This window comes from Microvirga medicaginis, assembly GCF_052658925.1.
Map to the genome: position 1 here is coordinate 596,345 of NZ_JBQWEL010000001.1, position 26,576 is coordinate 622,920.

Sequence of the window (26,576 nt, forward strand, 5' to 3'; positions counted from 1 at the left end):
GGATAACGTGTGTGCGATCACACTGATGGAAGCAGCAGGCAGCCCTCAGACGGCTCCGAACTCAACGAACCACGAACTTCGACTGATCCAGGGTGTTGAACCGGCTTCCCTTCTGGAAGCCTGTCTGAGTGCTTTCAGGCGAAGCATAGTACAGCCCGGCCACGACAGGGCGCGACGGCGGGATCACACTCGGAGCAGCGGAGCTCAGGTTCATCCCAGGAGCCGCGGCGCCGGGAATCGTGCCGAGGTCGAATGGGCGTTCGGGCGGGAGCGGGACATTGCTCCGGAGCGGAATTGCGGAAGAGGCAACCCGCTGAGCGGCCGGTCCAGCAACAGGTGCAGCCTCGATTTCATCCTCGGGCTCATAAGAGTTGATGCCGATGGCTTGGCGTGGCGCATTCGCAGGGCGAGGAGTGGCCTGAGCGATCATTGTCGGAGCCGCATTGGTGAGGCTTGCAGGCTGACCATCGGTCCGAAGGCTTGCGAGCAGGATGCGGTCATCGCTGCCGTTCGTGGAAGCGCGCCCCACGTATTCCACACGAACCTTCGCCGTTCCTTGGTTCCTGAAACCCAGGGCTGCAGCCGCACGCTCGGAAACGTCAATGACACGGTTGCCATGGAAAGGTCCGCGGTCGTTGACACGAACGATCATGGAGTGACCGTTCTGGAGGTTCGTGACACGCGCATAGCTCGGAAGCGGCATGGTTGTATGGGCTGCTGCGATCGAGTCGCGATCGAAAATCTCGCCATTAGCGGTCATGCGACCATGGAAGTTGGAACCGTACCAGGACGCGAGCCCCTCGGCGGGGCGAGGCGTTTCGGACGGAATGTAGGTACGACCTGCAATCGTATATGGCTTGCCGACCATGTCTCTGCCGCCGCCCTTGGGAACCGGCTGGCCATCGGCGATAACCTTTGGGCTTGGGGCAACACCATATTTGGGGTCGATTCCGCCCACCTTGGAGGAGCAATTCGCAACGGTCAGGGCGATAGCCGCGACACCCGCAATCCGGACGAGAGCTTGGCAGTCGAAGGAGTCTCCTCCCTTCAGACCGCTCTTCGCTTCAGCGCGATCCCAATGCATATTGTTCCGCATCCTCTTCTTCGCACTGCGCATGGTGGCGTCAGAACCTGCCCCGGACAGCCAACCAAAGTGCGGTTATCCCCTTAAAAGGAAGTTAAACAGCCTCGCTTGTCAATCGCAAAGCTACTATGTTGTTAACATTATTGCGTCTAGATAAATGTGATTGTTAATCAATTACATAGATGGGAAACTTCACCTTAGCTTGTCTGGTTCTCACGGTTCGGCTTAGTTTATTTCCCTATCCACGGAAGCGCGCTTCCTTCATCCTGCCACGAAAATGCGGTCGAGCGGCTCTGAATTTTCCATCCGATCTCACCAGTTCAGCAGGTTGAAGTTGACGGGAACGGGTTCCCAGCCTTAGAGAACCCTGCAAGCTCAATCAAGCCTCAAAGGGCTTGGGCTTTGCGGGAGAGGTGGCCGAGTGGTTTAAGGCAGCGGTCTTGAAAACCGCCGTGGGTGCAAGCCCACCGTGGGTTCGAATCCCACCCTCTCCGCCATATTACTCACTAAGTTCCTGAAAACGGTATATAATTAGGTTTGGGTGCAGTCGCCCCACATCTTCTAAGCCCATACTTTGAAACCTTGGCTGATACCCGGAGCTATACCACAGGATTGTGCTCGCAACGGAGGCCAACCTGAATCCTCCCCCGTACGTGTGGTTATCTAGGCGGCCTCAGCACATTGGAGCAAGCCTGTTCAATTGTAGAGTTTCGGGCGGTCCTGAAACTTGACGCTCGCCGTCTGCCCCAACTGGAGCGCCTCCCAACATGCTGCTGCGGTGGTCGTTGCAGCATAGCCGTCCCAAGCGCTCGCCCCGGCAGGAATGCCGGTCTGGATCGAACCCACCCAAGCTCGAAGCTGGTTTCTGTAGGCGACCGAGAAGTGTGCCCGCCAATCATCTGCGAAGCTTGAAATCTCTTGCCCTGAGGAGCGAATAAGCAGAGGAGGACGAGGCGCGAGCGTCAGGGTACCATTTTCGCAGACCAGTTCCGCGCGGACATCGTAGCCGTAGCGAGCATTCACGAAAACCTCGATATCGACGAGAGTGCCCTGCCGGCTTTCCATGACGATGAACTGCGGATCGATCAAGGCGGCGGAATCAAGCGGGCGTCGTTTGAAGACCGTCACGGACGTGAATTCGTCATCTAAGAGCCACCGCGCAATATCGATTTCGTGGACAGCCGAATTGCTGATGAGCATCCCGGAGTTAAACCAAGGGGGAGCACTCGCATTGCGGTGGATACAATGCATCAGAAGAGGGGCGCCGACCTGACCACTCTTCAGGGCAGACTGCATGGTGACATAGCCGGGGTCGAACCGTCGCATGAAGCCTACCTGAACCAGGCGCTTCCCCAATGCAGTCTCGGCTTCGATGATGCGCAAGCAGCCCTCGACTGTCGGAGCAAGCGGCTTCTCGCACAGTACGGGTTTGCCTGCCGCCAAACAGGCCAGAACCAGCTCCTCATGGGTCGCATCCGGAGAAGCAATCAGGACCGCGTCGACAGCAGAATCCTCGATCAGAGTGCGCGCGTCGGCATGAATGCGCTCGACCCGGGTTGCCGATGCGACGGCCTCTGCTCTGTTCACGTCCACGTCCGACACGGCAACGAGAGCGGCACCCTGGATGAAATCTGCGAGGGTGAGGGCATGATCCCTGCCCATGACCCCGGCTCCTATCACACCTATTCCGATGACCATCCAACCCTCTCCCAGGGCAAGGCTTTCGCGAATGTCATGTCAGCCGGCGCCAACTCCATGATTCGAGGGCTTTGTTGAAGACTTCCGGTTCCCAATCCTCCGCTAAGGCCTGCGTCATGAGGGCCTGCTGCGACTGCGGTGCGAGCCCGCCTATGGGTGGATCGCGGTCGAGATTCGTCGGGAAAGAATAGCCTTCCGCGCAGGCGGCTACTGCGTTGTCCCCTTGTTCGGGCGTCAATCGGCCCGAGGACAGCATGGATCTGAGCGCTGGATAGAGCGCGGCGCTCATTCGAACCCGGTCAACGCTTTCCATGGCACGGCCATAAGCGGATGAGACCTGGAGCAGGTTCGCCATCCGGCGGATATCCTTGGATCGGTTGGTGCCGGCCGCGTGGAAAACGGCAGGGTTGAAAAATGCCGCATCACCTTTGGACAACGGCAACTGCACATGGTGTCGCTCAAAATAGTCCCGGAACTCCGACCTGGCGGTGGCGAGATAGCCCGGCAGATATAGTTGCGAGTAAGGGAGATAAAGCGTCGGCCCCGTTTCGACCGGCATGTCGCAATGAGCGACTGCGCCCTGAAGCGTGAGGACCGGGGAAAGACGGTGCACGTGGGCCGGAAAGCGCGAACCAGTTTCGGGAGTCTGGAAACCCAGGTGATAATCGCGATGGACCGACTGTGCCGTTCCTCCCGGATTGACCACGTTGAGCTGCGATGTGATCTGGTAGGCGGGTCCAAGCCATGCTTCGCTGACAAGCGCGATGACTTCGTTTCCGTAATAGGCCGCGAACACCTCCGGAGCACGCAGGCAGAGCTTTTCAAGGGCATTCCAGACGCGATCATTGGCACCCGGCTTGGCGAAGTGATCGCCACCGCCCGTGTTGCTCGCGCGCTGCTCCTCTATCATGGCCCAGAACTGCTCCGTAGCGGCGTCCAGGCGAGCGAGATCGGCAAAGGCACTGCGGATGACGATGATGCCTGGTCCCTCGGCCATGGCCTCGATCCACTCGGCCATGAGCGCCTTGCGGCTCTCGGGTGTCGAGGCTGCATTGCGCACTGCAGCGCCATCGTAGACCAGTACGTTCGAAGCCACCTCGCTGGCAAAAGGATAGTCCTCGATATCGGTCGTGCGCTCCACCAGGGCCGTGAAGTCGTCGAGATCGCATTCGTCCGAGCTCAGCCAGACCCGATCACTCCTGAGTTGGGAAACGTTGTTGGTCTTCATGAACTCCTCCCTGGCCATGAACGTCGATGGGACCACGCGGCAAGGACATGCCTGGAGTTCATTCAGGCATGCTTTCTCGATGTGCTGCCCGAAGCGCTCTGGTTATCGCGAGCAGTCGGGCAGTGGATGCGGGCTCTCATGCAGGCCCCTTGTCAAGGCAGTCAGCATGGGAGCGCCTCGGGAGTTGCCTCGCGAGGCACTCGCTGCGCGGTGAGCGCGAGGATCAGGACGAGCCGCCGATGCAAGTCGCCACGTTCTGGGGCGTACAGACGTCGAGACCCGTATAAGTCGGATCCTGAGGCGCCGGTTTGCCGTCCTTGATGTCCTTCAGGAAAAACATGGTCTTGTAGCCCATCTCGAACGGACGTTGGCCGACCTGCCCTTTCGAAAGGCCCGCCTTCAGGAGGTCAAGTTGCACGGGAAGCGTATCGGCGACGACGAGTGCCAGCGAGTTGCTGTCGATGCGGCCCTTATATTTCTCCGCGACCTTCCGATACGCCTGCGGGATGAACTGAGGGAAGCCTCCGGTCGGAATGAAGGCGTCGAGTTGCGGGTACTTGCCCAATGTGTCTTCCATCTGCTGAACGGAGAGCGGGAAGTCGTCATTGGTATAGAGAGGACAGCCGTCGACCTCGCGCCAACCGTTCTGGCCTGTCAGCCGCGCGCCGGGAGCGGAATCTGATTTCGCGCCCGAAAGCGTGTCTCGAATGCCCTGCATGCGTTCATTGTGGTTGGCGGCCGCAGCGCCACCGGATTGGATGCAGATCGTTCCGCCGCTGGGTTTGATCTGCATGGCGAGCTTCGCAAGATTCACGCCGATGTCGTAGTTGTGCGTACCGACATAGGCGATGCGCAAAGCCTTGTCCTTTTCGAGAAGATCGGAGTCCCAGGTCAGGACCGGGATTCCTGCCTTCTTCGCACCCTCAAGCGCCTTGCCCATGGCAGCAGCATTTGAAGGTGAAACGGCAATGCCGTCGACCTTCTTCGCGATCAGGTCGTTCACGACCTGAACCTGCTCGTCGCCGCCACCGTGCTCGCCGGGGCCGATATACATGCACTCGATGGCGCCGTTCGACTCCTTCTCGGCCTTCTTGCAGCCGTCACGCGCCTGATCGAAGAACGGGTTGTTCATGTTCTTCGGCACCAGCGCAAAGGTGTATTTCTTTCCCTGCGCATGGGCGCCAGCGCCCATGGCGAGGAGCGCGGCAGCGGCCACGCCTAATGTCAGAGCTCTCATTGGTGTTCCTCCTGGTGGTTATTATCGTTCGGCATTGCTCTTTAAGCCGAACGTTTGCCGCGGATCCGCTGGAGCAGAACCGCCAACACGATGAAGAGACCGACGAAGGCGCCCTGCCAATTGGCATCGACGCCCGCCATGAGAAGAGAGTTGCGGATCACCTCGATCAGCGCCGCGCCGACCACGGCGCCGTATGCGCCGCCTTGACCTCCCATGAGGTCGGCCCCGCCGATGACGGTCGAGGCGATCACGCGCAACTCATAGCCCTGCCCAAGGGCATTGATGGCCGATCCCTGCCAGCCGACGATCAGGATGGCGGCGAGGGCAGCCGTAAGACCTGAGACGATATAGGCCTGGAGCTTCATGCGTCGCACCGGAACACCAGTGAGACGGGCGGCATTCTCGTTGCCGCCAATGGCGTAAAGGTAATTGCCCCAGGACGTGAAGTTGAAGACGAAGCCGAAGACCAGCGCCAGGATCAGCAGTGCCCAGACGGGATTGGCGATGCCGAGAATCGCGCCGCCGCCAATGTCATTGAAAGTATCGCCCCAGGGGCCGAAATCATAGATCATCTTGTTCTCGGACAGGACGATGGCGAGCGACCGGGCGATTGACAACATGCCAAGGGTCACGACGAAGGCCGGAAGTCCCACATAGGCGATGAGGATGCCGTTGACCGCGCCTGCGGCCCCACCTGCGAGAAGCCCTCCCAGGACGGCAATGGACCAGTGATAGCCGGCCTGCAGGATGAGGCCGCAAACCACGCCGACGAGTCCCATCAATGATCCGACCGACAGATCGATGCCCCCCGTGAGGATCACGGCAGTCATGCCGACCGCCATGATTCCGATGAAGGCGAAGTTGCGAGTGATGTTGTAGAAGTTATCGGCTGAAGCGAAGGCCTGCGGCTGATCCCAAGTCATCACCGCGCACATCAGGATAAGAGCGATGGTGACCCAGAAAGGTTGGCTCGACAGAAGTCTTTGACCAAGGCTTCGTTCCTTGAGGCCCGTGATATCCTCAATCGCGACACTGCTCTGGAGGGGGCGGCTTGGGACGGTTGCCATGGGACCTCGGATCGTTAGGCGGTGTGAATGGCTCCTGTGATGAGGCCAGTGACCTCTTCAGGGGAGGTTTGATGGACAGGTTTATCGGCGACCTTCGTGCCGCGGCGCATTACGACGATACGATCGCACACGGCGAAGACATCAGGCATCCGGTGGCTGATCAGCAAGACGGCGATGCCCCTGTCCTTCAGGCGCCGGATGAGATCGAGCACCTCGGCGACCTGACGGACACTGATCGCCGCCGTCGGCTCGTCCATGAGCACGATACGCGCGTCGGAGAGGCGCGTGCGTGCGATGGCGACCGCCTGGCGCTGGCCTCCCGACATCTGCTTGACCAAGTCGCGGGGACGCGTCTCCGACTTGAGCTCCCTGAAGAGTTCGGCGACGCGGGTGTACATGGCCGGGTAGTCGAGGATCTTGAGCGGGCCGATCTGACGCTTGAGTTCCCGGCCGAGAAAAACGTTAGCGGCAGCCGTGAGATTGTCGCAAAGGGCGAGGTCTTGATAGACCACCTCGATCCCTTCGGCGCGGGCGTCTACGGGTTTGTGGAAATGCTTGACTTGGCCCTGGATCCGGATTTCCCCCTCGGACGGGCGGAAATTTCCTGCGATGACCCGCACAAGAGTGGATTTGCCGGCGCCGTTGTCGCCCATGAGGCCAACCACTTCGCCAGCTTCAATGGAGAAATCGACGCCTTTCAGTGCCTCGATGGCACCGAAATGCTTGGCAATACCCTGAAGCTCCAGGAGCGCCATTCGTCCTCCCTAAATCGGTTTTGATCGAACCGATGCGCCCTTCTGCCGGGGCACAGATTGACGATAGAATTAGCGTTCTGAATGAATCGGTAAAGCCCCCTTCCCTGCGGCATTCGGCACTACATTCAATGATTTAACCTCATACTACCTTTGCGCCGAAGGTTTCGGAGCATCGAACTGTCCACCGCCTGCCGGTCCCCGCCCCATGAACCCGCGCGAGATGGGGCCGCTTGGGCTTGTGCGATGGTTGTATCCGCGCCCTTAAGCCGACGAAACTAGTCAACTCTCGCAGGACGGAGTAAACTCGGGCGCCTCGCCTGGGCGGGGGTGATGGACGTCGCTCAAACCCATCCGCCGTCGACCACGTATTGCTGATTGGTACAGGCCGAAGCCTCGTCGGAGGCCAGGAACACCGTAAACCTTGCGATCTCGTCAGGCACCAACTTCCGCTTGAGACACTGGCGCTGCATCAATTCCTGCTCACCTTCCGGGGTAAGCCACTTCTCCACCTGACGCTGTGTCATGATCCAACCTGGCGCGATCGCGTTCACGCGAATGTTGAAGGGGCCGTAGTCGCGGGCAAGTGAACGGGTAAGCCCAAGCACGGCGGATTTAGCGGCCGTATAGGCCGCCATCCCTCCCTGCCCGACCATCCACGAAACCGATCCGAAATTGATGATGACGCCCTGGTTAGCTGCCTGCATATCGGGCAGGACTGCCTGGGCTGCGAAGAACTGATGCTTCAGGTTCACAGCAATGCGGTCATCCCAGTATTCCGGCGTGACATCCGGCGTAGGGTGACGCTCGTCATGAGCGGCATTGTTGATGAGGATCTGGATCGGACCGAGTGCGTCCCTTACCCGGCCAACAGCAGTCCGTAGCGCTCCGATATCCGTCAGATCGGCATGCTCGAAGCGCACGTCGAGGCTCTGATCCGTCAGATCTCGGACCAGCCTCTCCGATACGTCGCGCGCAATGTCGATGAAGGCAACTTTGCATTGCTGCTCGGCAAAGCGGCGGACGATTGCTTCGCCAATGCCCGAACCGCCGCCGGTGACGAGCACCACTTTGCCTTCCAAGTCGCTATACGTTGCAGCCATGTTCCTCTCCCTTATCTGGACAGTTTTAGAATGCCGATAAATTCTGGCCGAGTTTGCTCTGCGTGCAAGTGCGCTTGTGACCAGACCGGGAGCCAAGGAGCCCATGATGCCGAAGAAGAGGTTCAGTTTCGGGGCAGGTTAGCGCCAAGCTGCGCCTGATCGAGGTGCAATTTGCCCAAGGCAAGGAGGAAACGGCGGCCCGGGTCGATGCGGCGTGTCCAGGCTTGCCGGATAGGCAGAGAATGCTCCTCAGCAATGGTCTGCGTGCACTCGCCCGCTTTACCGAAAGCTGACCTGGTGCCGCTGCGATCCAAGCATCCATTTAGCCCGGTGGCTTCCACTTGGGATATCTGAAGCGCTTCCCGAATGCGTGGGGATGGCCGACGAGAAGCGCGGCTTCGAACGGGAGCTCACTATCGCCGATGCGCTCGAAGCCCGCTAATGCGCTCAGCAGAGCCGGATCGGGAAGGCTGGCGAAGAGTACGCCTGGGCCCGAGCCGGAGGTACCCACCAGCATCATTTGTTCCGGGCACCCGAGCTTCACGAACAGGTTTTCGAATTGGTCCTGGGTTTCGTTCCACTCGGTCGGATCGATGGCCCTGCGAGCCCAGATCATGGGGCGTCTCCCGGCCTAGGTGATCACGACAACAACCGGAACACCGCTGGGGCGTTCCTTGAAGCCAGCCCGTATCTGGAAAGCACGAGAGAATTTCCGCGCCCTCTTCGTGATACGCGCGACAGCTTAACCCGCTGCAGCCGTGATCATGATCTCGACCAGAGTATCCTCGCCAAGATCTGCAACTCCCACAGTGGCGCGGGCAGGGAAATCCTCCGGAGCGAGCCACCGCTTCCAAGCGCTATCCATCTCGGATTTCAGGCTGAGATCCGTCAGAAAGATGGTCGCAGACAGCAAGCGGGTTTTGTCCGTGCCGGCTATCCTGAGGTACTCGTCGAATTTGGCGAGAATCTGCTCCGTTTGCCCCTCGAGTCCCACAGACATATCATCGGCGACCGTTCCGCCGACGAAGACAAGTCCGTTGTGCACGACGACACGATGCATGATGGGCGTTTGAATATGCCGCTTAGTCATTTGGAGTTTCCTCGGCTAGTGAGACTTCGAATGGTGCGTGTCGGCGAGATCCGCCAGGACTGCGACCTTGGCAGCATCCGATTGCGGCAGAGAGGCAAGCTCGCGCAATCTCAGAGGCTTGATGGGGAAACGCAGTCTATAGTAACCGACCTTCTCGGGGCTTACGCCACGCTCATCGGCAATCAGTTCCGTGACGGTCAATCCGCAGAGGCGACCCTGGCATGGCCCCATGCCGGCTCTTAGGAACACCTTCATTTGATTCGGCCCGGCAGCGCCTGCACTGGCCGATGCGCGAATTTGGCCTGCGGTCACCTCTTCGCAGCGGCAGACGATCGTTTCAGGCCTCGCGGGGATCCGGAAGGCTCTTGCGGGCTTGTACAACGCCTCGATGAATGTGCGCCCGCGCGTGGCTTTCAAGAGCTGCGCGTTCAGACCTACGGCTCGCTTATCTCGTGTCTCTTGGTCGATCAATCCAAGGCGGAAGGCGCAGCCGAGCCCTGCTAATGCGCCCTGAACAGCAGCAGCTTCGGCGCCGCGAATGCCCGCACCGTCTCCAGCGACGGCAAGGCCCGGGACGGAGGTTTCATACCACGCGTCGATGCGCGGACGGAAAGCGAGTTGCGCTTCATCCCAAACATGCACGCAGCCTGCGGCATTCGAGAAATTGACGTTGGGCACGACGCCCTGATGCAGCAGCAGGAGGTCCGCAGGCATGCGGTGTTCCTGCCCTCCGGAGGTCCACACAACCTCCTTCAGTGTCCCCTCTCCCTCAGCAGTCACGGCAGTAACCCAGCGCATGACTTTCGTGCGGCGTTGCACGGCGCTGAGGAGCTTCAGCCCTTTGCCGAAATAAGGAGACGTCAGGAAACCAGGAAGATGGCGCAAGATCCTCAGCCAATTCTCCCGCGGAGTCGTGTCGAGAACCGCCGCAATCGTCGCACCTGCCTCGATCAACTGAGCGGCTAGGAGATAAAGAAGCGGTCCTGTTCCGGCAACGACGACCCTGCCCTCGGGAATGAGGCCGGAGGCTTTGAGTGCGATTTGCGCCGCACCCGCGGTCATGACACCGGGCAAGGTCCATCCGGGGATCGGGAAGGGCCGTTCGAGGGCACCCGTTGCGAGCACCACCTGCTTAGTCCGGATAAGGCGCGCCTCTCCGGCTCCCGAGAGACCGACCTCGTGACCGACAGCTCGCCCGGTTTCGTCCTGGTACGGACCGACGCTCCATGCGGTCGTCGCGGGAGCATAGTGAACATCGGATTGGAGGAATGTCTCAGCAAGCGCCCGCCCCTTCCAGTAATCCGGACCGAGGCGCTTCTGATCTCCCTCCTGCGCAAGCAGCACAGAGCGATAAATCTGACCGCCAGGTGTCTGGTTCTCATCAACAAGCAGGGTATGAGCGCCGAATTCCGACGCGATGGTCGCCGACGACAAACCGGCCGGCCCTGCACCGATGACCACGAGGTCGTAATCGGCGTCAAGATCCCTGACCGCGCGGACGTTCTTGCTTCCGGTCGCGGGCGTCATTCTGTCGCCTCTGCCGGCAGAATGTGCGATCCCTGCTGGGTTTCCACGTGCATCCCGTCCTGGACAGGAACAAGACAGCCCTGCCTATTCCCGACCCCGTCAATTCTGACGAGGCATTCGAAGCAAACGCCCATCATGCAATAGGGACCCCGCGCTGCGCCGGAGACCGGGGTTGTACGGCAGACACGAATTCCTGCAGCAAGCAGCGCAGCCGCGACACTGTCTCCGGCTGCGGCTCGGATCGGCTGCCCATCAAAGGTGAACGTCACCAGGTTCTTCGTTCGATCAGGCGCGCGCCGGAACATGAAACCTCCTGATTCCGAAGGCCAAGATATCGTCCGGGATGGAGCCGGCTGCGATTGCGGTCGCGAGATTGTAGGCGTGCTGGGGCGCCAAAGTGACTCCCGAATGCGCCATTGCCATGAAGGCGCCCGGATGGGCCTCAGATCGCTCGTAAACGGGGCAGCCATCCAGCGTCATCACGCGAAGGGCCGACCAGGTTCTGACCACGTTGAGATCCCCGAGCAGCGGAAACATGCGGATGGCGCGATCCGCCATGACCGAAGAGATCCCATGATCGGTTGCAAGACTTGCACTGGTCGCCTCCTCGCTGTCGCCAATCATAACGCCGCCCTCGTCGGTTTGGCGGATGGTGACGACCGGATAGTGCAGAAAGGGAGAAGCCTTCTCTGTGACGATGATTTGCCCGCGGCTCGGTTTCAGCGGAGCCTCAAGGCCCACCATGGGAGCAAGCCGTGCATTCCCCAAGCCGGCTGCCAGAACAAGCTTCGGAGTGAATATCTCGCCCCAGGAACCCTTCACCAGAAATCCGTCCGCCTGCGGCTTGATTTCGCCGACGGCATGATCGGCTCGGTAGTCGACGCCTTGAATTTTGAGCGCCGCATGAAGGGCTCTGAAAAGACGCAGCGAATTCACGTGGCCATCCAACGGGCAGTAGATGGATCCGCTCACGTCGGGACCAATCGCAGGGAGGAGCGCCTTCGTCTGGGAATGATCGAGGATCTCATAGGGATGCGAAACGGCATGAGGCTGATTGTGCAAGCGCTCGAGAGCATCCACGTTCGCCTGCAGTTCGCGATCCGACAGACACAGGGTAAAGCCTCCTGGCTGGTCGAGGCTCACATCGATGCCTGTCTCGACTTCAAGCTCCGAGGCCAGGCGAGGCCAAGCTGCTGAAGCAGCTTTTGTCCAGGCGGTATATTCAGGAAAGCCGAGGCCCTTTCCCTGAACCCAGATCAGCGCGAAGTTGGCGCGGGATGCCCGCAGGGCAATGTCGCCTTCGTCCAGTACGCAGACGCGAAGACCTTTCCGCGCAAGGCCCCAGGCCAAGGAAGCGCCCATGAGGCCGCCGCCGACAACGACGGCGTCATGCTCACTATGTTGTCGATTAAGCGTCATTCCCTGTCACCTGGAAGCGCGGGGCGCTCTTGCGAGCACCCCGCCCTTGGGATGAGCATCAGCCCTTCGGGGTGATGTCGATCTTGAACCACTTCATGGAGAGCTTGCTCACCGAGCCATCCTTGATGGCGGCCTGGATGGCCTCATCGAGGGCTTTCTTCAGGTCCTGGTCTTCCTTGCGCAGACCCACCGCGATGCCGGCGCCGAGAACACCGCCACTGAGCTTTGGACCGACAACCGTGTAGTCCTTGAATTCCGGCTTCTCGAGCGTGCCGATGATCTGCGCGGCGCCGGCAAAGACGGCATCAATACGTCCAGCCGAGAGGTCGAGATCATGGGCTTCGGTGGTCTTGTACTCGCGGATCTCAGCCGCACCCTTCAGGTACTTGTCGGCAAAATTGGCCTGAATGGTCGAGCCCTGAACACCGATGGTCTTGCCTTTGATAAACGACTTGATGTCCTCGATCACCTTGTCGGCAGCAGCCTGCTGCGAGTTGAGATTGAGGGTCTCGCCCGTGCCGGGCATCTTGGCAAGCGGCGAGTCTTTCGCCACCAGGAAGGTGCTCGGAGCATTCGCGTAAGGCTCGGAGAAGCTGATCACCTCCTTGCGCTTGTCGGTGATTGTCATGGCGGCCATGATGGCATCGTACTTCTTGGCCTGAAGCGCCGGAATGATGCCGTCCCAGTCCTGAGCCACGATCTCGCACTTCACCTTCATGCGCGCGCACAGGTCGTTGGCGAGGTCGATCTCGAAGCCTTCCAGCTTGCCGCCCGCGCCCGTGAAGTTCCACGGCGCATACGCGCCCTCGGTCGCAATCTTGACGGTCTTTTCCTGCGCAGACGCTCCGCTGACGGCCACCAACACCCCGAGGGCTGCCGCCCCCAAAAATCCCAAGGTCTTCATCTCTTCCCTCACTGTCTTCGAGATCAAGGGTCAGCTGGGCACAGCTCGGGCATCCCTTGAGACTCCTAGAGGGACAATCAAGCATGGCTTTGCATAAGGTCAAATCAGATTTATTAATCTCAGCATGCTGTAATGTTATGCTGGGATGAGTACGCAGTGGATATCAGCTCCCGCCAGATTGAGGCTTTTCGCATGGTGATGCTCACCGGGAGCATTACGGGAGCGTCGGAGGCGCTGTTTGTAACGCAACCGGCAGTCAGCCGTCTGATCCAAAGCCTCGAGGACACAACAGGACTCAAGCTGTTCGAGAGACGCGGAAATCAAATCGTTCCAACGGCGGAAGCGACAGCCTTACTGGCAGAAGTCGAACGATCATTTATCGGGCTGTCGAGGATCGGAGCTTTTGCCCAAGCTCTGCGTGACCAAACAGCCGGATCGCTCAGGATCGCCGCCATGCCGGCTCTTGCAAGCAGCATCCTGACACGATTCGCAGCTCGGTTCTCTGTGCGGCGCCCGGACGTCCATATCTCGATCAGCGGAATTCCATCCCATCTGGTGATAGATGCAGTAGCGAGCGGTCAAGCTGATTTCGGATATGCGGATGGACCGTTGGACCGGATCGGATTGGAGGTTGAATCCTTTCCGGTGGCTGCAGTTGTGATCTTGCCGAAAGATCACCGCTTGGCAGGGCACGACCGCATTACTCCAGCGGATCTTGGAAGCGAGCGCTTCGTCGGGATCGGTCGGGGAACGCTCTTTCGATCGAGGATCGACACGGCTCTTGCGGGAATACCACGGACGATCTCTCTCGAAACTCCCTTGTCCCACATTGCTTGCCTTCTCGTGGCCGAAGGCGTTGGCGTCAGCCTCGTAGACCCTTACTCGGCCCAGGAGTTTCTCGACAAAGGCATTATTGCGAAACCGTTTATCCCGTTCATCGACGCGGGCTTTGTTGGTTTGCGCTCTCCCCAGCACTCCTCATCTGCATTGGCCGCGACATTCATGCAGGAATTCCGCGAGCATGTTGAATGCTGGACATTGACGTGATCTCGACCTGGCTCGTCCTTCCCAGGACCAAGTCTACGCCCGTTTCCTCTTTTTGAACCACTGTTCAGTCGGTGCCGCCAGTACGGTGGTCAGGACCACGACGGCTGCGCCGAAGCACAAGGACGGCGATGGAATTTCTCCAAAGAACAGCCAGCCTGCAAAGCCTGAGAAGACGATCGACAGATATCCAATGGGGGCCAGAAGCCGTGCTTCCTGCTTCTGGTAAGCCTGGAGCCAGCAATATTGCCCCAGCTGCGCCAGGACACCGACGAGGATGATGTTCGGCGCCTCGGACCAGGGGACCGGCACCCACACGATGGCCGCAGGAATGGATGTCACGACAGTCAGGCCGACCGTGTAGAAGAGCATGAGCACGGCGGTGTTCTCGCCGGCAAGGCGCCTCGTCTGAACCACTGCCAGAGAGCCGAAGAACACGGATCCAAAGGCCGCGACCAATCCCATGTTCCACGGGATCGTATCTGGCCGGATCATGATCATGATCCCGAGAAATCCGATCGCCGTGAATACATAGCGGGTCCTGCTGACGCTCTCCCCGAGCATGAAGGCCGCCATCACCAACAGCACGAGCGGCCGAGTAAAGCCGATTGCGGTGACCAGCGCGAGGGGCAGCGCCGCGAAGGCGGCGAAATTGAGCGTCAGTGCGGCGGAGTTGAATCCAACCCGTGTAAGATGACCGCGGATGTTTGTCAGGTTCGTCAGTTTGGCACGATAACGCCACATCAGCGGCGCCACCGAAATAAATCCGACAAGCGAGCGCAGGAAAACGAGCTGAACGGCCGGATAGGTTTCGCCTTCGGCCTTGACGATGGCCTGCATGGTCGTAACCAGCGCCATGTCGATCAACAGCCAGCCTGCGCTCCTCCACAGCGGGATCGGAGACGGAGGCGTGTCGATTCCAGGTTCAGCCACCATGTCCTTCTCAGGCTGGCTGAACGAGGTTCGCCAGAAGACGGAAGGCGCCGGGAACCAGCTTGTCCAGCTGATGGTGCAGCACGAGCGCCACATGAGTATGGCGCCCCCGCCCGATGCGGGCCGAAATGAGAGAACCTTTGAGCGGGCTCTCTCCCGGATCGTTCAAGGTGAGCAGCTCTTCATAGGCAGGATCGTACTCTGCCGCGAAATAGAGTCCCCTCTCCTTGTCCCAATCCTGCCAGTCACTCGTCTCGATTCGGTTTGGATATGTCAGCAAGGGACTATCCGGCTTCAGCACCGTGACCGGGGCGGCGGGATCGGTCACGCGCCATCGGAGCGACGGCGAGCCGATGGCCACGCGGCGCGGCGGCGTGTGATCGGGATCCCAACCATCCGTAGGGCGGTGGTAGAGCGTCACCAGATGTCCACCCTCCTCCACGAAGCGATGCAGGCGCGCGGTCGCAGCCTGGAGGTCCCGCCTGAGCCCGAACGCGAAGATGCCAACGACGATGGTCGTAAACTCCGAAAGCGAGCCCGCTTTCAGATCGGCTTCCGCGAGATCCGTCACGTCGAGACCAAGGCGGCGCATATGGGTGCCGACATTGTCGCTTCCGCCTCCCACATATCCAATGCGCGCACGGGTCGGAAGAGCGATATCGAGCGTAAGAGCCTTGAGTTCCGCCAGCGCAATGAACGACGTGGGCCGGATATGAGGATAGGCGATGGCTTGGACCGAACTCGCCGGCCGGCCATCGACGATAGGGATGAGCCTTGAAATTCCGGCACTCGCCCGTTGTGGCGGATCGATGATCCAACCGCCATCCTCCGGTCGAACATTCCAGCCTTCCGGCGCCTGCCATTTCATGGGGGCAGCCCCTACAGTTTGAACACGGATGCTGGACGGATGATCTCCGGTCCTGACGACGGCAATGGCGGGATCGAGACACAAGGATTGAAGAGGGCCGATCTTCAGAGGCTCCTCAGGATCCAGATCAAACCTGATGGTGCGTCCTTCCACATCGCCCGAGACGATAACACCGGCCTCACCATTGCCGCCCATGGAGTCGTAAGCCTCGGAGTAATTGCCCGTATGAGATGCCGATGTTGGAATGGTGACTGCATACTCGATACGCCCCGGTTGCCTGGCCGTCTCGACGACTTCTGTTCCGTCAGGAAGACGGGGTGAGACTGTGAGGTTCGCAAGACCAGGCGCGTCGGTATGGATGTCCAGGGTCATCCGCGCTCCCGGATGGCACGAGCCCTTGAAGACAGCATGTGCTGTATTCGCATGCACCTCGAAGAGAGTGGCATCAATTTCCCTCAGCTTGCGGTCGAGGCGATGTCCCATCCGGTCGACGCTCTCCCGACCCAGGTCTTTTTTTGCGATCTCGATCAGGTGCGCCGTTCGGGCGAGAGCCTCGCTGATCCGCTTGCGATCCGGGAACACGGCAATGGCGGCATTGAGGTGCTCCTGCGCCTCTCGCAGAGCCATGGCCGCAGCCTCGGTCAGGCCCGGTGCGGCAGCAAGGTCGGCAAGGCTTGCAGGCAGGTGATCGCAAATGTCGCTTTCGGGTCCCGATGGACCGTCGGCCCGAAGCTTCAGGTGAAGGTTCCATTGATCGACAGGATTGTCACGCCATACACCCATGCCCTGGGATGCATGCGCGGCGCGGGACCACTCGCCGAGCTGGCGGTATGCCAAACCGGTGACTTCATCGCCTCCGGCAACCTGAATGCTGAGCGTCGCGGGCGGTGGCGGCACTTCATCGTCATACGCATAACCTGCACCCGACCATGCAGGGAGATAGAACTTCGAAACCTGCCACGGCCGGAGGCCCGAATCCGCATGCTCCGGAAAGGCTAAAGGATCGGCCGCCAAGACGAACGCTCGTTCGGCCGCCCGTGTCATTGCCCGGTGGTGACCGTGCTGCCCCGGCACATCCAGGAATGTCGGGATAACGATATCCGGCCGGTACTGCCGATAGGCCCTAACGATCCGCTCGATAACGCGTTCCTCGCCCCAGCGCCGAAGCGTATCATCCCCGTTCTTGGAGAAGCCGAAATCATGAACCGGATCGTCCGGTCCATGGCCGAGCCACACGACATCGGCATCGATGCGGCGGGCGGCCTCTTCCATTTCGGCAGTTCTCAGCACCCCAAGGGCACCGCCTCGTTCCGACCCGAGCGCATTCTGGCCGCCCTCACCGCGTGTCGAGCAAGCCACGACGACGCGCATGCCATAGGCGAACCGCAAGGCGGCCAACATGCCGTTAGCCTCGTCGTCCGGATGGGCTCCGGTGTTCATCACGGTCACTGTGGATTTCAGCCGGCTCAGGGTGCGATGCAGACGGACAAGGGCTGGCTGATGGACGGCGCGGGCAAGACGGCAATGGTCATCCAACAAGAGAAATCTCCTCGCTCGGTTGCTCCCTGTGCGCCGCCTGGGCGGTGTCGAGCCGGGGCGTCATCGCTTCCAGGAGAGGCAGGGCGGCGGCGCCGAGAGCGGCGGTCAGTCGTCCTGTCCGCCCTTGGATCAGGCGGGCTTCGTTCCGGTTCCTGCGGAGCGCGACCGACAGGGGAAGAGGCTGCATGGCTTGGGTGAGATCCTCCAGAAGGCCCGGCGGAAGAGCACCGCCGATCACGATGGCCTCGGGATCGAAGAGGTTCTCAAGCATTGCGATCTGAGGCGCGAGATAACCGGCCGCCTCCTGGACCCACGCTTCGACGACCGGATGCTTCTCCTGATGAAGCCGCTCCAGATGCGTATAATCGATGTTTCGGATTCCGGCCGCAGCCAGTCTTTCGGTTAAGGCATGGATGGACGCATAGGCCTCGAGGCAACCGTTCTGACCGCATGAGCAGAGGCGCCCACCCTTCTCCACCAGCACATGTCCGATCTCGCCCGCATTGCCGTTGGCCCCACGATAGGGGCGCCCATCGATCATGATGCCTAAGCCCAGCCCCTGCCCGAAATAGATCAGGCAGAAGTTCTTCAGGTCCTTGGCAGCGCCGTGAAGTCGCTCACCGACGGCTGCAGCGGTTGCGTCGTTCTCGAGCGTGATCGGAGAGCCGAGCATATGCCCGATTCCAGCCGTTGCGTCGAAATCGAACCACCCGGACAGAGTCGTCGGACCGACAGAGGTCATACCTTCCACATTGAACGGACCCGGCATCACGACTCCGATGCCAAGAAGCTGCGGCACAGGAGGCTTCAACTGCGCCTGCGCCGCCTCGATTTCCGCTTTGATGACCGGAAGCACCGCCTCAGGGTCGTTCTGCTGGATCGACAAGGTTCGCTGGGCGCGAACGCGGCCGCCGATATCCACGAGAAGGGTAGAGATGTGATCCGCGGCGATTTCAATTCCTGCGGTCATCCCGCCGTTAGGATTGACTGCGAACTGGATCGGCGGCAGACCGCGCCCTGCCCTGAGCCGCCCCGTCCTGATGAGCAGGCCATCCGCGACGAGTTCCTCGACGATGTTCGAGACAGCTTGCGTGCTCAGATGAGCGTGACGAGAGATTTCCATTCTCCCGACGGGACCTAGCTGACGCACGACATCCAGCACGACACGGCGATTGTGAGAGCGATTGCGCTCCGGATTGCTTCCGATCGTCGATTGCGCCCCGGCTTTGGATTTTCTCGGCATCTCCGGCACTCCATGGCATCACGATGAACTGAGGCAATGAATAACTCAAGTGAATTATCTTATTGACAGCTTGGTGACTCTAAGGGAGCCTTGAGGCTGGAACGGTCCTTCTGATGGCCGCTACCGGAGAAAAGTCGGCGCCTCGCGCCCAGCAATAATGGAGAGGGATATGCGTTTTCGTCATCTGCTTGCGAGCGTCGCCATAGGCTTCGCCACCCTGGCCGCGACCGGCGCCAAGGCCGTTGAGATCGAGTACTGGCAGTACGTGTTTGACACGCGCGTCAAGGCGATGAACCAGCTGATCACCAAGTTCCAGGAGGCCAACCCGGACATCAAGGTCAAGCAGACTACCTTCCCTTATGCGGACTACCAGACGAAGGTCGCCGCTGCGATTCTGGCAGGCCAGGGACCGGACGTGGTGCAGCTCTTCTACGGCTGGACCGACAACTTCATCGCCGGCAAGATGATCCGCCCCTTGCGCGCGGAGGCGTTCCCGACCGCCGATATCGAGCGTGACTTCTTCCCGATCGTGAGCGCGATGAAGCGCGGAAATGACTATTACGGCCTGCCGACGGCCGTGCGCTCCCTGGCGCTGTTCTACAACAAGAAAGCCTTCAAGGATGCGGGCCTCGATCCCAACAACCCGCCCAAGAACCTTGAAGAGCTCGTCGCCGCCGCTGAGAAGACCACCAAGCGGGACGGCAGCGGCAATATCGTCTCAGCCGGCATTACGCTCGATATGGCCGGACAGGATCACCAATGGTGGCGCGAAGTGCTGGTTCGCCAGTTCGGCGGCGTGCCTTACACGGATAACGACACGAAGGTCGCCTATAACGACGAGGCCGGCCTGAAGGCACTCACCTTCTATACGGACCTCCAGAAGAAGCATAAGGTTGGCCAAGTGGGCTTCATGGATGAGGGACAGGCCGCTTTCCGGGCGGGCCTTGCCGCCATGACCATCGATGGAACGTTCCGGCTCGGCTCCTTCAACACGATCAAGGGCTTCGAATGGGGCGTGACCGAGCTTCCCGCCAACGCACAGGGCCTGCGTAGCAACTACGCCAGCTACTTTGCGAATGCGATCACCACGAAGGCGGAGGGCGAGAAGCTTGCGGCAGCCGAGAAATTCCTGGCCTACGTCTCCTCGCCCGAGGCCATGAAGATCTGGTTGGAGGTCGTGGGCGAATTGCCGGCGCGTCGCACGGCGGCTCTCACCCCTGAGAACATTGCTCACCCGGTTTATGGCCCCTTCCTCAAGGGCCTGGAATACGCCCACACGACCCTGTTCAAGGATGAGGCTGCCCAGCGGCAGACGGCCATCGACATGGCCAACCGCGTTCTGATCGGCGGTGAAGATCCGAAGACTTCGCTCGCCAAGGCGGCCGAGGCCGAGCAGGCGATCATCGACCGCGCCAAGCGCTAAGCCAAGACCGCGAGGAAACCGCTGATGTCCGCTGTCACGCATCGAGAGGCCGCCCCTGGCGGCCTCTGGTCAAGGGTGAGCCTCGGCCAGAAACAGGTGATATGGGCGTGGGGTTTCCTCGCGATTCCGCTGGTCTTCTATGTGGTGATCCGCTTCTGGCCGACCTTCCAGGCCTTCTATTTGTCGGTCACCGACTGGACCATCACGAAGCCAGCCTCTTTCGTCGGGCTGGAGAACTACAAGAGGCTGTTGGCGGATCCCCTCTTCTGGCAGGTGTTCCGCAACACCTTCATGTATCTGATCCTCGGCACGCCGATCAGCCTGCTGATCTCCTTCGTCGTGGCCTATTATCTCGACCGGGTGCGGTTCATGCACTCGTTCATCCGTGCGCTGTATTTCCTGCCGTTCCTGACGACGGCGGCAGCCATGGCATGGGTCTGGCGTTGGTTCTATCAGCCCGTTCCCATCGGCGTGATCAACGATATCCTTTCGAGCTTCGGAATTCCTCAACAGCCCTTTCTTCGCTCGACCTCACAGGCGCTACCGGCCGTACTAGCGCCAGCCGTCTGGGCGGGCCTTGGCTTCCAGATCATCATCTTCCTTGCGGGCCTTCGGGCTATCCCGGTCACCTATTACGAGGCCGCACGCATCGACGGTCTTTCGGAGGCAGCGATCCTGCGAAAGATCACGATTCCACTGCTCAAGCCGACCCTCGTCTTCCTGGTGGTGTTCTCGTCGATCGGCTTTTTGCGCATCTTCGACCAAGTCTACAACATCAACACGAACGATCCCGGCGGCCCTCTGAATTCGACCAAGCCCCTGGTGCTGATGATCTACCAGACGGCATTCAGCTCCTACGAGATGGGATATGCGGCTGCGCAGACCGTCGTTCTGTTCCTGATCCTGCTCGTGATCTCCCTTGTTCAATTGCGCCTCATGAGAGACCGCTGATGAAAGACGCTGCTTCCACTCAGGGGCTCCCCATGTCGCGGATCCGACCCGGCCGGATCGTCGCGTGGACGCTCCTGTTCATCGGTGGCGTCATCATGGTGACGCCCCTCCTGTTCATGCTCTCGACTTCCCTGAAGGACGCCTCGCAGGTCTACGATCTGCGTGTGATCCCGGTAGCGCCGACGCTCGACAACTACATCGAGATCCTGAGCGATGGACGCTTCACGCGCTGGTTCATCAACTCGATGATCGTGGCGGTCATCGTCACCCTCTCGAACGTGTTTTTCGACAGCCTCGTTGGCTACACGCTGGCGAAGTTCCGGTTTCGGGGTCGGTACATCGTGTTCATCGCGATCCTGTCCACCCTGATGATTCCGACCGAGATGCTGGTCCTGCCCTGGTATCTCATGGCGAGCCAGTTCGGCTGGCTGGACAGCTATTGGGGCATCATGTTCCCCGGGATGATGACGGCCTTCGGGACCTTCCTGATGAAGCAATTCTTCGAAAGTGTGCCGGATGACTTCCTGGAAGCAGCGAGGATCGACGGTCTCAACGAGTTCACCATCTGGTGGAAGATTGCCATGCCCCTGGTGACCCCTGCCCTGTCGGCCCTTGCGATCTTTACCTTCCTCGGCAACTGGACGGCTTTCTTCTGGCCGCTCATCGTGACGACGAGCGCCGATCTCTACACTCTGCCCGTCGGTCTCTCGAGCTTCGCGGTCGAGCAGTCCATTCAGTGGGAGAAGATCATGACGGGCGCGAGCATCGCGACCTTGCCGACTCTCATCATCTTCCTGTTCCTCCAACGCTACATCGTCCGGGGCGTGATGCTGGCCGGACTTAAAGGCTGAAGCCTATGACTGCAGGCACCTTCAAAGACACCTCCATCTTCCCGGATCCGGTCTACAAGGAGACCGTACTTCGCCCGCTCTTCGACGGTGCGAAGGATCACCATGTCGATGGCTTTCGCCTGATCGACCGGGCGCATCTCGTCATGCTCCATGAGACCGGGATCCTGACCATCGAGCAGGCTCGTCCGATCGCCCAGGCTCTCGAGGCCATCGACCGCGAGATCGATGTCAGCACGCTGACCTATACCGGTGAGGTGGAAGACTTCTTCTTCCTGATCGAAAAGGAGCTGCGCAAGCGGCTGGGGCCGGATCTCGCGGGCCGCCTGCACACGGCGCGCTCCCGTAACGACATCGACCACACCCTGTTCAAGCTTGGTCTTAAAGATCGGATCGATCCTCTGCTGGAACGCTTGGTGCGGCTGGCCGAAACCCTGGCATCCGTGGCGGAGCGCGAGAGCAACACGCTCATCGTCGCCTATACTCATGGGCAGCCGGCGCAGCCGACCGTGTTCGGCCATTATCTCTCCGCCGTCCTGGAAACCCTGCTGCGAGACATCGCCCGGCTGGAGGCCGCACGTGACATCGTCGACAGATCTCCTATGGGAGCCGCCGCGATCACCACGAGCGGTTTTCCCATCGACCGGGACCTGATGGCCCATCTCCTCGGCTTCAGCCGCCCGCTGCAGAATTCCTATGGATGCATCGCGTCCGTCGACTATATCACCTCGACCTATTCCGCGATCGAGCTGATCTTCCTCCATCTCGGCCGATTGATCCAGGATCTTCAATTCTGGACGAGCTTCGAGGTCGGCCAAGTCTACGTTCCCAACGCCTTCGTGCAGATCAGTTCGATCATGCCGCAGAAGCGCAATCCCGTCCCCATCGAGCATATGCGCCATCTGGCGTCGCAAACGGTCGGACGGGCGCAGGCGATGCTCACGATCATGCACAACACCCCGTTCACCGACATGAACGACAGCGAGGGCGAGAGCCAGGGCTTCGGCTATGGCACCTTCGAGAGCGGCGGACGCGTGCTTGATCTGCTTGCAGCCCTTGTACCGGCCCTGCGCATCAATCCCGACAGGGTTCGACAGAACATCCGCCGCAGCTGTATCACCGTGACGGAACTCGCCGACAGCCTGGTGCGCCAGGAGGGGCTGTCGTTCCGCGAAGCGCACGAGATCGCAGCCGAAGTCTCTCGCTCCGTCGTCGCCATCGAGGGAGATATCGCGGCCGATGGCTATCAGGCCTTTCAGGAGGCATTCGAGCGCTGCACGAAGCGTCGGACGACGATCGACAAGATTCAATTCGCCGAGATCGTCTCGCCGGAGAACTTCGTCGCCGTCCGCGACCGGCTCGGCGGCCCCGCCCCAAGAGCACTGTCCCAGGCAATTGCCGGATACAACCAGGAGATCTCCGGCATCCGCGCCCGCATGCAGGAAACGGTCCAGCGCGCCCAGGCCTCTGCTCAGGATCTCCAATCCCGCTTCACCGCACTTCTCGGAGCTCGCTAATGGCGACCATTGAACTCGATCGCCTCGTCAAGCGCTACGGACAGACGACCGTCGTCCACGGGATCGACCTGTCGATCCAGGATGGCGAGTTCGTCGTGCTGGTCGGCCCTTCGGGGTGCGGCAAGTCGACGACGCTGCGTATGATTGCGGGGCTTGAGGAAATCAGCGGCGGCGAGATCCGGATCGACGGGCGCGTCGTCAACAACCTGCAGCCCAAGGACCGGAACATTGCCATGGTGTTCCAGAACTACGCCATCTATCCGCACATGAGCGTGGCCGAGAACATCGCCTTCGGCCTCTACCGTTCCAAGCTGTCGAAGAGCGAGAAGCGTCAGCGCGTCGAGCAAGTCGCCGAAACGCTCGGCCTGTCGCAGCTCCTGGACCGCCGTCCCTCGGCCCTGTCGGGCGGCCAGCGCCAGCGCGTCGCCATCGGACGGGCGATGGTCCGCGATCCTGCCGCGTTCCTTTTCGACGAGCCCCTTTCAAACCTTGATGCCCAATTGCGTACGCAGATGCGTATCGAGATTAAGCGACTTCATCACCGGCTCGGCACCACCTCGGTTTTCGTCACCCATGACCAAGTGGAGGCCATGACCATGGCCGACAGGATCGTGGTCATGCGCGATGGCCGTATCTTGCAGGTCGGCACGCCTCTGGAACTTTATGAAAAGCCGGTCGACATCTTCACCGCGCGCTTCATCGGCAGCCCGACCATGAATCTCATTCCCGCCTCCATGCGGGATGGCGGGGCGGATCTGTCGATCGGCGGTTCGGTTCGGGTTCCGCGTTCGACGGCGACGACACCCGACATCCTGGTCGGCGCCCGCCCGCAGGATCTCGTTCCAACGTCCGACGGTTCGCAGGGTCTGGCCGTATCGGGCACGGTTGCCGTCGTGGAGACCTTGGGCTCCGAAACGCTCGTTCATATCGAGAGCGCAGGCCAGACCATCATCGGCTCCGCACCGGGCCGCCAGATCCCACGGATCGGCGAGCATCTGACCTTCTATGCCCCTGCGGAGAGGCTCTACTACTTCGACAAGACGACAGAGAAGGCATTGGCAGCCCAATGATTGGAGTGCCCTCCGAGCGCGGCAAGGTTGTGTGCCTTGGGCGGACTTATTGCGACATCATCTTCACGGGCCTGCATGAGATGCCGGTGCTCGGCCGGGAGCGCTTTGCACAAGATGTGACGATTACGGCCGGGGGCGGCGCCTATATCACGGCGGCCCATCTTGCGTCTCTTGGCCGTCCGGCGGCGCTCCTCACTCGCCTGGGAACTGATCCGCTATCACGGAGTCTTGATCCGGAGCTTGAGGCCAGCGGGATCGACCTGTCCTTTATCGAACGGTCGGTCGATGCCGGCCCCCAGCCGACAATCGCCTTGATCAAAGGTGGCGAAAGAGCCTTTGTGTCCAGGCGTGCCGGCATCTCCCGACCAGCTGACCTGGAGCAGGCTCTCGCGGCACGAGATGTCGGCCATTTGCACATCGCGGAATTTGCCACTCTCAAGGATAATCCAGATGTGATCGCAATAGCGCGAAGCTTCGGCCTGACGATTTCCCTCGACCCGAGCTGGGACGATCAACTGATCCGCCAGGATACGGATTTCTTCGAAATCTGCGCAGGAGTTGATGTTTTCTTCCCTAATGTCGAGGAGGGACAGGCGTTGACCGGCGAAAGCTCGGCAGAGGCAATCCTGCGCAGGCTGCAAGAGAGATTTCCTCTGGTCGTACTGAAGCGCGGCGAGCGCGGCGCAATGGCCTCCTACGGATCGAACAGCGTTTCGGTCGAAGCGCTCCCGGTGAATGTGGTCGATACGACAGGAGCAGGAGATGCTTTCAATGCCGGCTTTCTGCATTCCTGGCTCAGAACTTCTGACCTCGGGAGAAGCCTGGCGGCTGGGATCGAAGCGGGCGCCCTCTCCGTCCAGTCGGCAGGTGGGGCTCCACCGCGTCTCTTCCGATAAGGTTCGGTTTGACTGCTGATTAGCCTCAAATCATTTCTCAGGCCTAAGGAGATCTGGTCCATTCGGGTCAGGGTCCAAGTTGCAACGCGACTGTCCCGTAGGCGCGGCACGATGCGCCTGGCCTCTGATGCCCGAACGGCCGGCTGCTTCAACCGGCCGGTCTTTCAGGTTGCTGAACGCAGTATTCCAAACCCAATGATCATGAAGCCAGGCTTCGGTCTGGGCAAAGAACCTTTGGCAATCGTGCGGTCTTCGCCTGGGGCCGTCACATGCGAAGGTCGCCTCTCGGTCATTCTCTGTCGATCCCTGCCCTTCGCGAAAGTCCTCTGTGGCCGAGTCAGCTGCATTCTGCCTAGCTTCTCACATGTACCGGGTGCCGTTCACGAAGCAGAGATCGCGCAGGCAGATAGTAAAGCTAGATGCCAAGTGGTATATTGGCAGGGTCGCAGATTGAGCCAATCTACCCGTCCGGCCGAGCCCTTGTAGATCTGGCCGCCGCGCCAGTGCTCCCGAGGACGTCTGCCGTCTGGGACAACCGGCTTAGCTCTTCGCAAGCGAGCTCGAAACCGCACAGCCTTGCCGGAGATCGACCCGATGACCAAAACTGTCACTGCTCTCTTCCCTAACGAGCAACACGCAACAGCCGCCGCAAACCGCCTAGAGCAGGTTGGCATCCCAAGAGATGAAATCGACATCTGGTCGACCCCACACAATCTGGCTCCCCTGTTGGAGGATGAGGGTGTGTCGCGAGCCGATGCGCATGCCTATGCCGAAGGTGTGCGCCGCGGCGGCTCCGTGGTCATCGTGAAATGTGACGGCGAGAGCAACCAGATCGTCAGCATCCTGGACCAAGAGGGCGCGCTGGACCTTGAGGAGCAGCGGGCCTCCTGGCGCCCCGAAGGGTGGCAGGAAGCTGCAGGGCCGATTGGCAGTCCCACAGGACCCTCCAGTCCTGCCCAAGGCGGCACAGGAGAGGGATACGATTTCACCGGTTCCCCGGACGTGACCCGAGCCAGAACCGACATGGCTACCAGTGACCGGTCAGATGAAGTAGCCCACAATCGGGCTCGCATTCAAGCCCGCAAGGCGGAGCACCCGGTGCAGGAATAGCTGCACCTGCGCGACAGGCTCGGGA

24 protein-coding genes and 1 tRNA gene are annotated in these 26,576 nt (G+C 60.5%); 9 read left to right on the plus strand and 16 right to left on the minus strand.

Annotated elements, in window-relative coordinates:
• Positions 1-61: 61 nt before the first annotated feature.
• The gene (locus tag ACUXUR_RS02870) at positions 62-1,096 is read right to left on the minus strand and encodes a septal ring lytic transglycosylase RlpA family protein (protein WP_445500805.1); all 1,035 of its coding nucleotides are present in this window, start codon (positions 1,094-1,096) and stop codon (positions 62-64) included.
• Positions 1,097-1,491: 395 nt separating this feature from the next.
• Here ACUXUR_RS02870 and ACUXUR_RS02875 point away from each other — a divergent pair.
• Positions 1,492-1,581 (plus strand) — tRNA-Ser (locus ACUXUR_RS02875).
• A gap of 199 nt (positions 1,582-1,780) precedes the next feature.
• Here the strand turns inward: ACUXUR_RS02875 and ACUXUR_RS02880 are convergent.
• The 12 genes from ACUXUR_RS02880 to ACUXUR_RS02935 all read right to left on the minus strand — a co-directional run bounded on the left by ACUXUR_RS02880 (position 1,781) and on the right by ACUXUR_RS02935 (position 13,109).
• Positions 1,781-2,782 (minus strand): Gfo/Idh/MocA family protein, encoded by a 1,002-nt coding sequence (locus ACUXUR_RS02880; RefSeq protein WP_445500806.1) that lies wholly within the window; start codon positions 2,780-2,782, stop codon positions 1,781-1,783.
• Positions 2,783-2,816: 34 nt separating this feature from the next.
• On the minus strand, positions 2,817-4,010 hold the full coding sequence (locus ACUXUR_RS02885; protein WP_445500807.1) for a phytanoyl-CoA dioxygenase family protein: 1,194 nt from the start codon (positions 4,008-4,010) through the stop codon (positions 2,817-2,819).
• Between the two features lie 223 nt (positions 4,011-4,233).
• Positions 4,234-5,247 carry a sugar-binding protein gene (locus ACUXUR_RS02890; RefSeq protein WP_445500808.1) on the minus strand — a complete coding sequence of 338 codons (1,014 nt, stop codon included), beginning with the start codon at positions 5,245-5,247 and terminating at the stop codon, positions 4,234-4,236.
• 41 nt (positions 5,248-5,288) lie between these two features.
• Entirely contained in the window at positions 5,289-6,314 is a 1,026-nt protein-coding gene (locus ACUXUR_RS02895; protein WP_445500809.1) for an ABC transporter permease, read from the minus strand.
• A 14-nt stretch (positions 6,315-6,328) separates the two neighbouring features.
• On the minus strand, positions 6,329-7,069 hold the full coding sequence (locus ACUXUR_RS02900) for an ATP-binding cassette domain-containing protein (RefSeq protein ID WP_445500810.1): 741 nt from the start codon (positions 7,067-7,069) through the stop codon (positions 6,329-6,331).
• Between the two features lie 341 nt (positions 7,070-7,410).
• A complete protein-coding gene (locus ACUXUR_RS02905) occupies positions 7,411-8,169 on the minus strand; it encodes an SDR family NAD(P)-dependent oxidoreductase (RefSeq protein WP_445500811.1) in 759 nt (252 codons plus the stop codon).
• A gap of 322 nt (positions 8,170-8,491) precedes the next feature.
• Positions 8,492-8,785, minus strand: a complete 294-nt coding sequence (locus ACUXUR_RS02910; RefSeq protein ID WP_445500812.1) for a hypothetical protein — start codon at positions 8,783-8,785, stop codon at positions 8,492-8,494.
• Between the two features lie 126 nt (positions 8,786-8,911).
• Positions 8,912-9,259, minus strand: coding sequence for a RidA family protein (locus tag ACUXUR_RS02915; protein WP_445500813.1), 348 nt, complete (start codon positions 9,257-9,259; stop codon positions 8,912-8,914).
• Positions 9,260-9,274: 15 nt separating this feature from the next.
• Entirely contained in the window at positions 9,275-10,786 is a 1,512-nt protein-coding gene (locus tag ACUXUR_RS02920) for an FAD-dependent oxidoreductase (RefSeq protein ID WP_445500814.1), read from the minus strand.
• Positions 10,783-11,091, minus strand: coding sequence for a (2Fe-2S)-binding protein (locus ACUXUR_RS02925; RefSeq protein WP_445500815.1), 309 nt, complete (start codon positions 11,089-11,091; stop codon positions 10,783-10,785). The genes ACUXUR_RS02920 and ACUXUR_RS02925 overlap by 4 nt, the downstream gene beginning before the upstream one ends.
• A complete protein-coding gene (locus ACUXUR_RS02930) occupies positions 11,072-12,205 on the minus strand; it encodes an NAD(P)/FAD-dependent oxidoreductase (RefSeq protein WP_445500816.1) in 1,134 nt (377 codons plus the stop codon). The genes ACUXUR_RS02925 and ACUXUR_RS02930 overlap by 20 nt, the downstream gene beginning before the upstream one ends.
• A 58-nt stretch (positions 12,206-12,263) precedes the next feature.
• A complete protein-coding gene (locus ACUXUR_RS02935; protein ID WP_445500817.1) occupies positions 12,264-13,109 on the minus strand; it encodes a lysine/arginine/ornithine ABC transporter substrate-binding protein in 846 nt (281 codons plus the stop codon).
• 156 nt (positions 13,110-13,265) lie between these two features.
• On the opposite strand from ACUXUR_RS02935, the gene ACUXUR_RS02940 reads away from it, so the two are divergent.
• Positions 13,266-14,156 carry a LysR family transcriptional regulator gene (locus tag ACUXUR_RS02940; RefSeq protein WP_445500818.1) on the plus strand — a complete coding sequence of 297 codons (891 nt, stop codon included), beginning with the start codon at positions 13,266-13,268 and terminating at the stop codon, positions 14,154-14,156.
• A 33-nt stretch (positions 14,157-14,189) separates the two neighbouring features.
• On the opposite strand, the gene ACUXUR_RS02945 is transcribed toward ACUXUR_RS02940, so the two are convergent.
• From ACUXUR_RS02945 to ACUXUR_RS02955, 3 genes are read right to left on the minus strand one after another with little or no spacing between them, the layout of a single operon-like run.
• On the minus strand, positions 14,190-15,089 hold the full coding sequence (locus ACUXUR_RS02945; RefSeq protein ID WP_445500819.1) for a DMT family transporter: 900 nt from the start codon (positions 15,087-15,089) through the stop codon (positions 14,190-14,192).
• Between the two features lie 7 nt (positions 15,090-15,096).
• Entirely contained in the window at positions 15,097-17,493 is a 2,397-nt protein-coding gene (locus ACUXUR_RS02950) for a PIG-L family deacetylase (protein WP_445500820.1), read from the minus strand.
• Positions 17,483-18,736, minus strand: coding sequence for an ROK family transcriptional regulator (locus tag ACUXUR_RS02955; RefSeq protein WP_445500821.1), 1,254 nt, complete (start codon positions 18,734-18,736; stop codon positions 17,483-17,485). The genes ACUXUR_RS02950 and ACUXUR_RS02955 overlap by 11 nt, the downstream gene beginning before the upstream one ends.
• Positions 18,737-18,893: 157 nt before the next feature.
• On the opposite strand from ACUXUR_RS02955, the gene ACUXUR_RS02960 reads away from it, so the two are divergent.
• The 7 genes from ACUXUR_RS02960 (at position 18,894) to ACUXUR_RS02990 (ending at position 26,551) form a co-directional block, all read left to right on the plus strand.
• Positions 18,894-20,159, plus strand: a complete 1,266-nt coding sequence (locus ACUXUR_RS02960) for an extracellular solute-binding protein (protein ID WP_445500822.1) — start codon at positions 18,894-18,896, stop codon at positions 20,157-20,159.
• A 24-nt stretch (positions 20,160-20,183) separates the two neighbouring features.
• Positions 20,184-21,110, plus strand: coding sequence for a carbohydrate ABC transporter permease (locus tag ACUXUR_RS02965; RefSeq protein WP_445500823.1), 927 nt, complete (start codon positions 20,184-20,186; stop codon positions 21,108-21,110).
• The gene (locus ACUXUR_RS02970; RefSeq protein WP_445500824.1) at positions 21,110-21,961 is read left to right on the plus strand and encodes a carbohydrate ABC transporter permease; all 852 of its coding nucleotides are present in this window, start codon (positions 21,110-21,112) and stop codon (positions 21,959-21,961) included. The genes ACUXUR_RS02965 and ACUXUR_RS02970 overlap by 1 nt, the downstream gene beginning before the upstream one ends.
• A 5-nt stretch (positions 21,962-21,966) precedes the next feature.
• Positions 21,967-23,475 carry an argininosuccinate lyase gene (gene argH / locus ACUXUR_RS02975; protein ID WP_445500825.1) on the plus strand — a complete coding sequence of 503 codons (1,509 nt, stop codon included), beginning with the start codon at positions 21,967-21,969 and terminating at the stop codon, positions 23,473-23,475.
• Positions 23,475-24,545 (plus strand): ABC transporter ATP-binding protein, encoded by a 1,071-nt coding sequence (locus ACUXUR_RS02980; protein ID WP_445500826.1) that lies wholly within the window; start codon positions 23,475-23,477, stop codon positions 24,543-24,545. The genes argH and ACUXUR_RS02980 overlap by 1 nt, the downstream gene beginning before the upstream one ends.
• Entirely contained in the window at positions 24,542-25,441 is a 900-nt protein-coding gene (locus ACUXUR_RS02985; protein WP_445500827.1) for a carbohydrate kinase family protein, read from the plus strand. The genes ACUXUR_RS02980 and ACUXUR_RS02985 overlap by 4 nt, the downstream gene beginning before the upstream one ends.
• A 594-nt stretch (positions 25,442-26,035) precedes the next feature.
• Positions 26,036-26,551, plus strand: coding sequence for a hypothetical protein (locus ACUXUR_RS02990; protein WP_445500828.1), 516 nt, complete (start codon positions 26,036-26,038; stop codon positions 26,549-26,551).
• Positions 26,552-26,576: the final 25 nt, after the last annotated feature.

What these genes read in the sequence shown, in the direction of transcription:
- ACUXUR_RS02870 (WP_445500805.1), bottom strand. Translation starts at nt 1,096, where the DNA reads ATGCGGAACAATATGCATTGGGATCGCGCTGAAGCGAAGAGCGGTCTG.
- ACUXUR_RS02880 (WP_445500806.1), bottom strand. Translation starts at nt 2,782, where the DNA reads ATGGTCATCGGAATAGGTGTGATAGGAGCCGGGGTCATGGGCAGGGAT.
- ACUXUR_RS02885 (WP_445500807.1), bottom strand. Translation starts at nt 4,010, where the DNA reads ATGAAGACCAACAACGTTTCCCAACTCAGGAGTGATCGGGTCTGGCTG.
- ACUXUR_RS02890 (WP_445500808.1), bottom strand. Translation starts at nt 5,247, where the DNA reads ATGAGAGCTCTGACATTAGGCGTGGCCGCTGCCGCGCTCCTCGCCATG.
- ACUXUR_RS02895 (WP_445500809.1), bottom strand. Translation starts at nt 6,314, where the DNA reads ATGGCAACCGTCCCAAGCCGCCCCCTCCAGAGCAGTGTCGCGATTGAG.
- ACUXUR_RS02900 (WP_445500810.1), bottom strand. Translation starts at nt 7,069, where the DNA reads ATGGCGCTCCTGGAGCTTCAGGGTATTGCCAAGCATTTCGGTGCCATC.
- ACUXUR_RS02905 (WP_445500811.1), bottom strand. Translation starts at nt 8,169, where the DNA reads ATGGCTGCAACGTATAGCGACTTGGAAGGCAAAGTGGTGCTCGTCACC.
- ACUXUR_RS02910 (WP_445500812.1), bottom strand. Translation starts at nt 8,785, where the DNA reads ATGATCTGGGCTCGCAGGGCCATCGATCCGACCGAGTGGAACGAAACC.
- ACUXUR_RS02915 (WP_445500813.1), bottom strand. Translation starts at nt 9,259, where the DNA reads ATGACTAAGCGGCATATTCAAACGCCCATCATGCATCGTGTCGTCGTG.
- ACUXUR_RS02920 (WP_445500814.1), bottom strand. Translation starts at nt 10,786, where the DNA reads ATGACGCCCGCGACCGGAAGCAAGAACGTCCGCGCGGTCAGGGATCTT.
- ACUXUR_RS02925 (WP_445500815.1), bottom strand. Translation starts at nt 11,091, where the DNA reads ATGTTCCGGCGCGCGCCTGATCGAACGAAGAACCTGGTGACGTTCACC.
- ACUXUR_RS02930 (WP_445500816.1), bottom strand. Translation starts at nt 12,205, where the DNA reads ATGACGCTTAATCGACAACATAGTGAGCATGACGCCGTCGTTGTCGGC.
- ACUXUR_RS02935 (WP_445500817.1), bottom strand. Translation starts at nt 13,109, where the DNA reads ATGAAGACCTTGGGATTTTTGGGGGCGGCAGCCCTCGGGGTGTTGGTG.
- ACUXUR_RS02945 (WP_445500819.1), bottom strand. Translation starts at nt 15,089, where the DNA reads ATGGTGGCTGAACCTGGAATCGACACGCCTCCGTCTCCGATCCCGCTG.
- ACUXUR_RS02955 (WP_445500821.1), bottom strand. Translation starts at nt 18,736, where the DNA reads ATGCCGAGAAAATCCAAAGCCGGGGCGCAATCGACGATCGGAAGCAAT.
- ACUXUR_RS02960 (WP_445500822.1), top strand. Translation starts at nt 18,894, where the DNA reads ATGGAGAGGGATATGCGTTTTCGTCATCTGCTTGCGAGCGTCGCCATA.
- ACUXUR_RS02965 (WP_445500823.1), top strand. Translation starts at nt 20,184, where the DNA reads ATGTCCGCTGTCACGCATCGAGAGGCCGCCCCTGGCGGCCTCTGGTCA.
- ACUXUR_RS02970 (WP_445500824.1), top strand. Translation starts at nt 21,110, where the DNA reads ATGAAAGACGCTGCTTCCACTCAGGGGCTCCCCATGTCGCGGATCCGA.
- argH (WP_445500825.1), top strand. Translation starts at nt 21,967, where the DNA reads ATGACTGCAGGCACCTTCAAAGACACCTCCATCTTCCCGGATCCGGTC.
- ACUXUR_RS02980 (WP_445500826.1), top strand. Translation starts at nt 23,475, where the DNA reads ATGGCGACCATTGAACTCGATCGCCTCGTCAAGCGCTACGGACAGACG.
- ACUXUR_RS02985 (WP_445500827.1), top strand. Translation starts at nt 24,542, where the DNA reads ATGATTGGAGTGCCCTCCGAGCGCGGCAAGGTTGTGTGCCTTGGGCGG.
- ACUXUR_RS02990 (WP_445500828.1), top strand. Translation starts at nt 26,036, where the DNA reads ATGACCAAAACTGTCACTGCTCTCTTCCCTAACGAGCAACACGCAACA.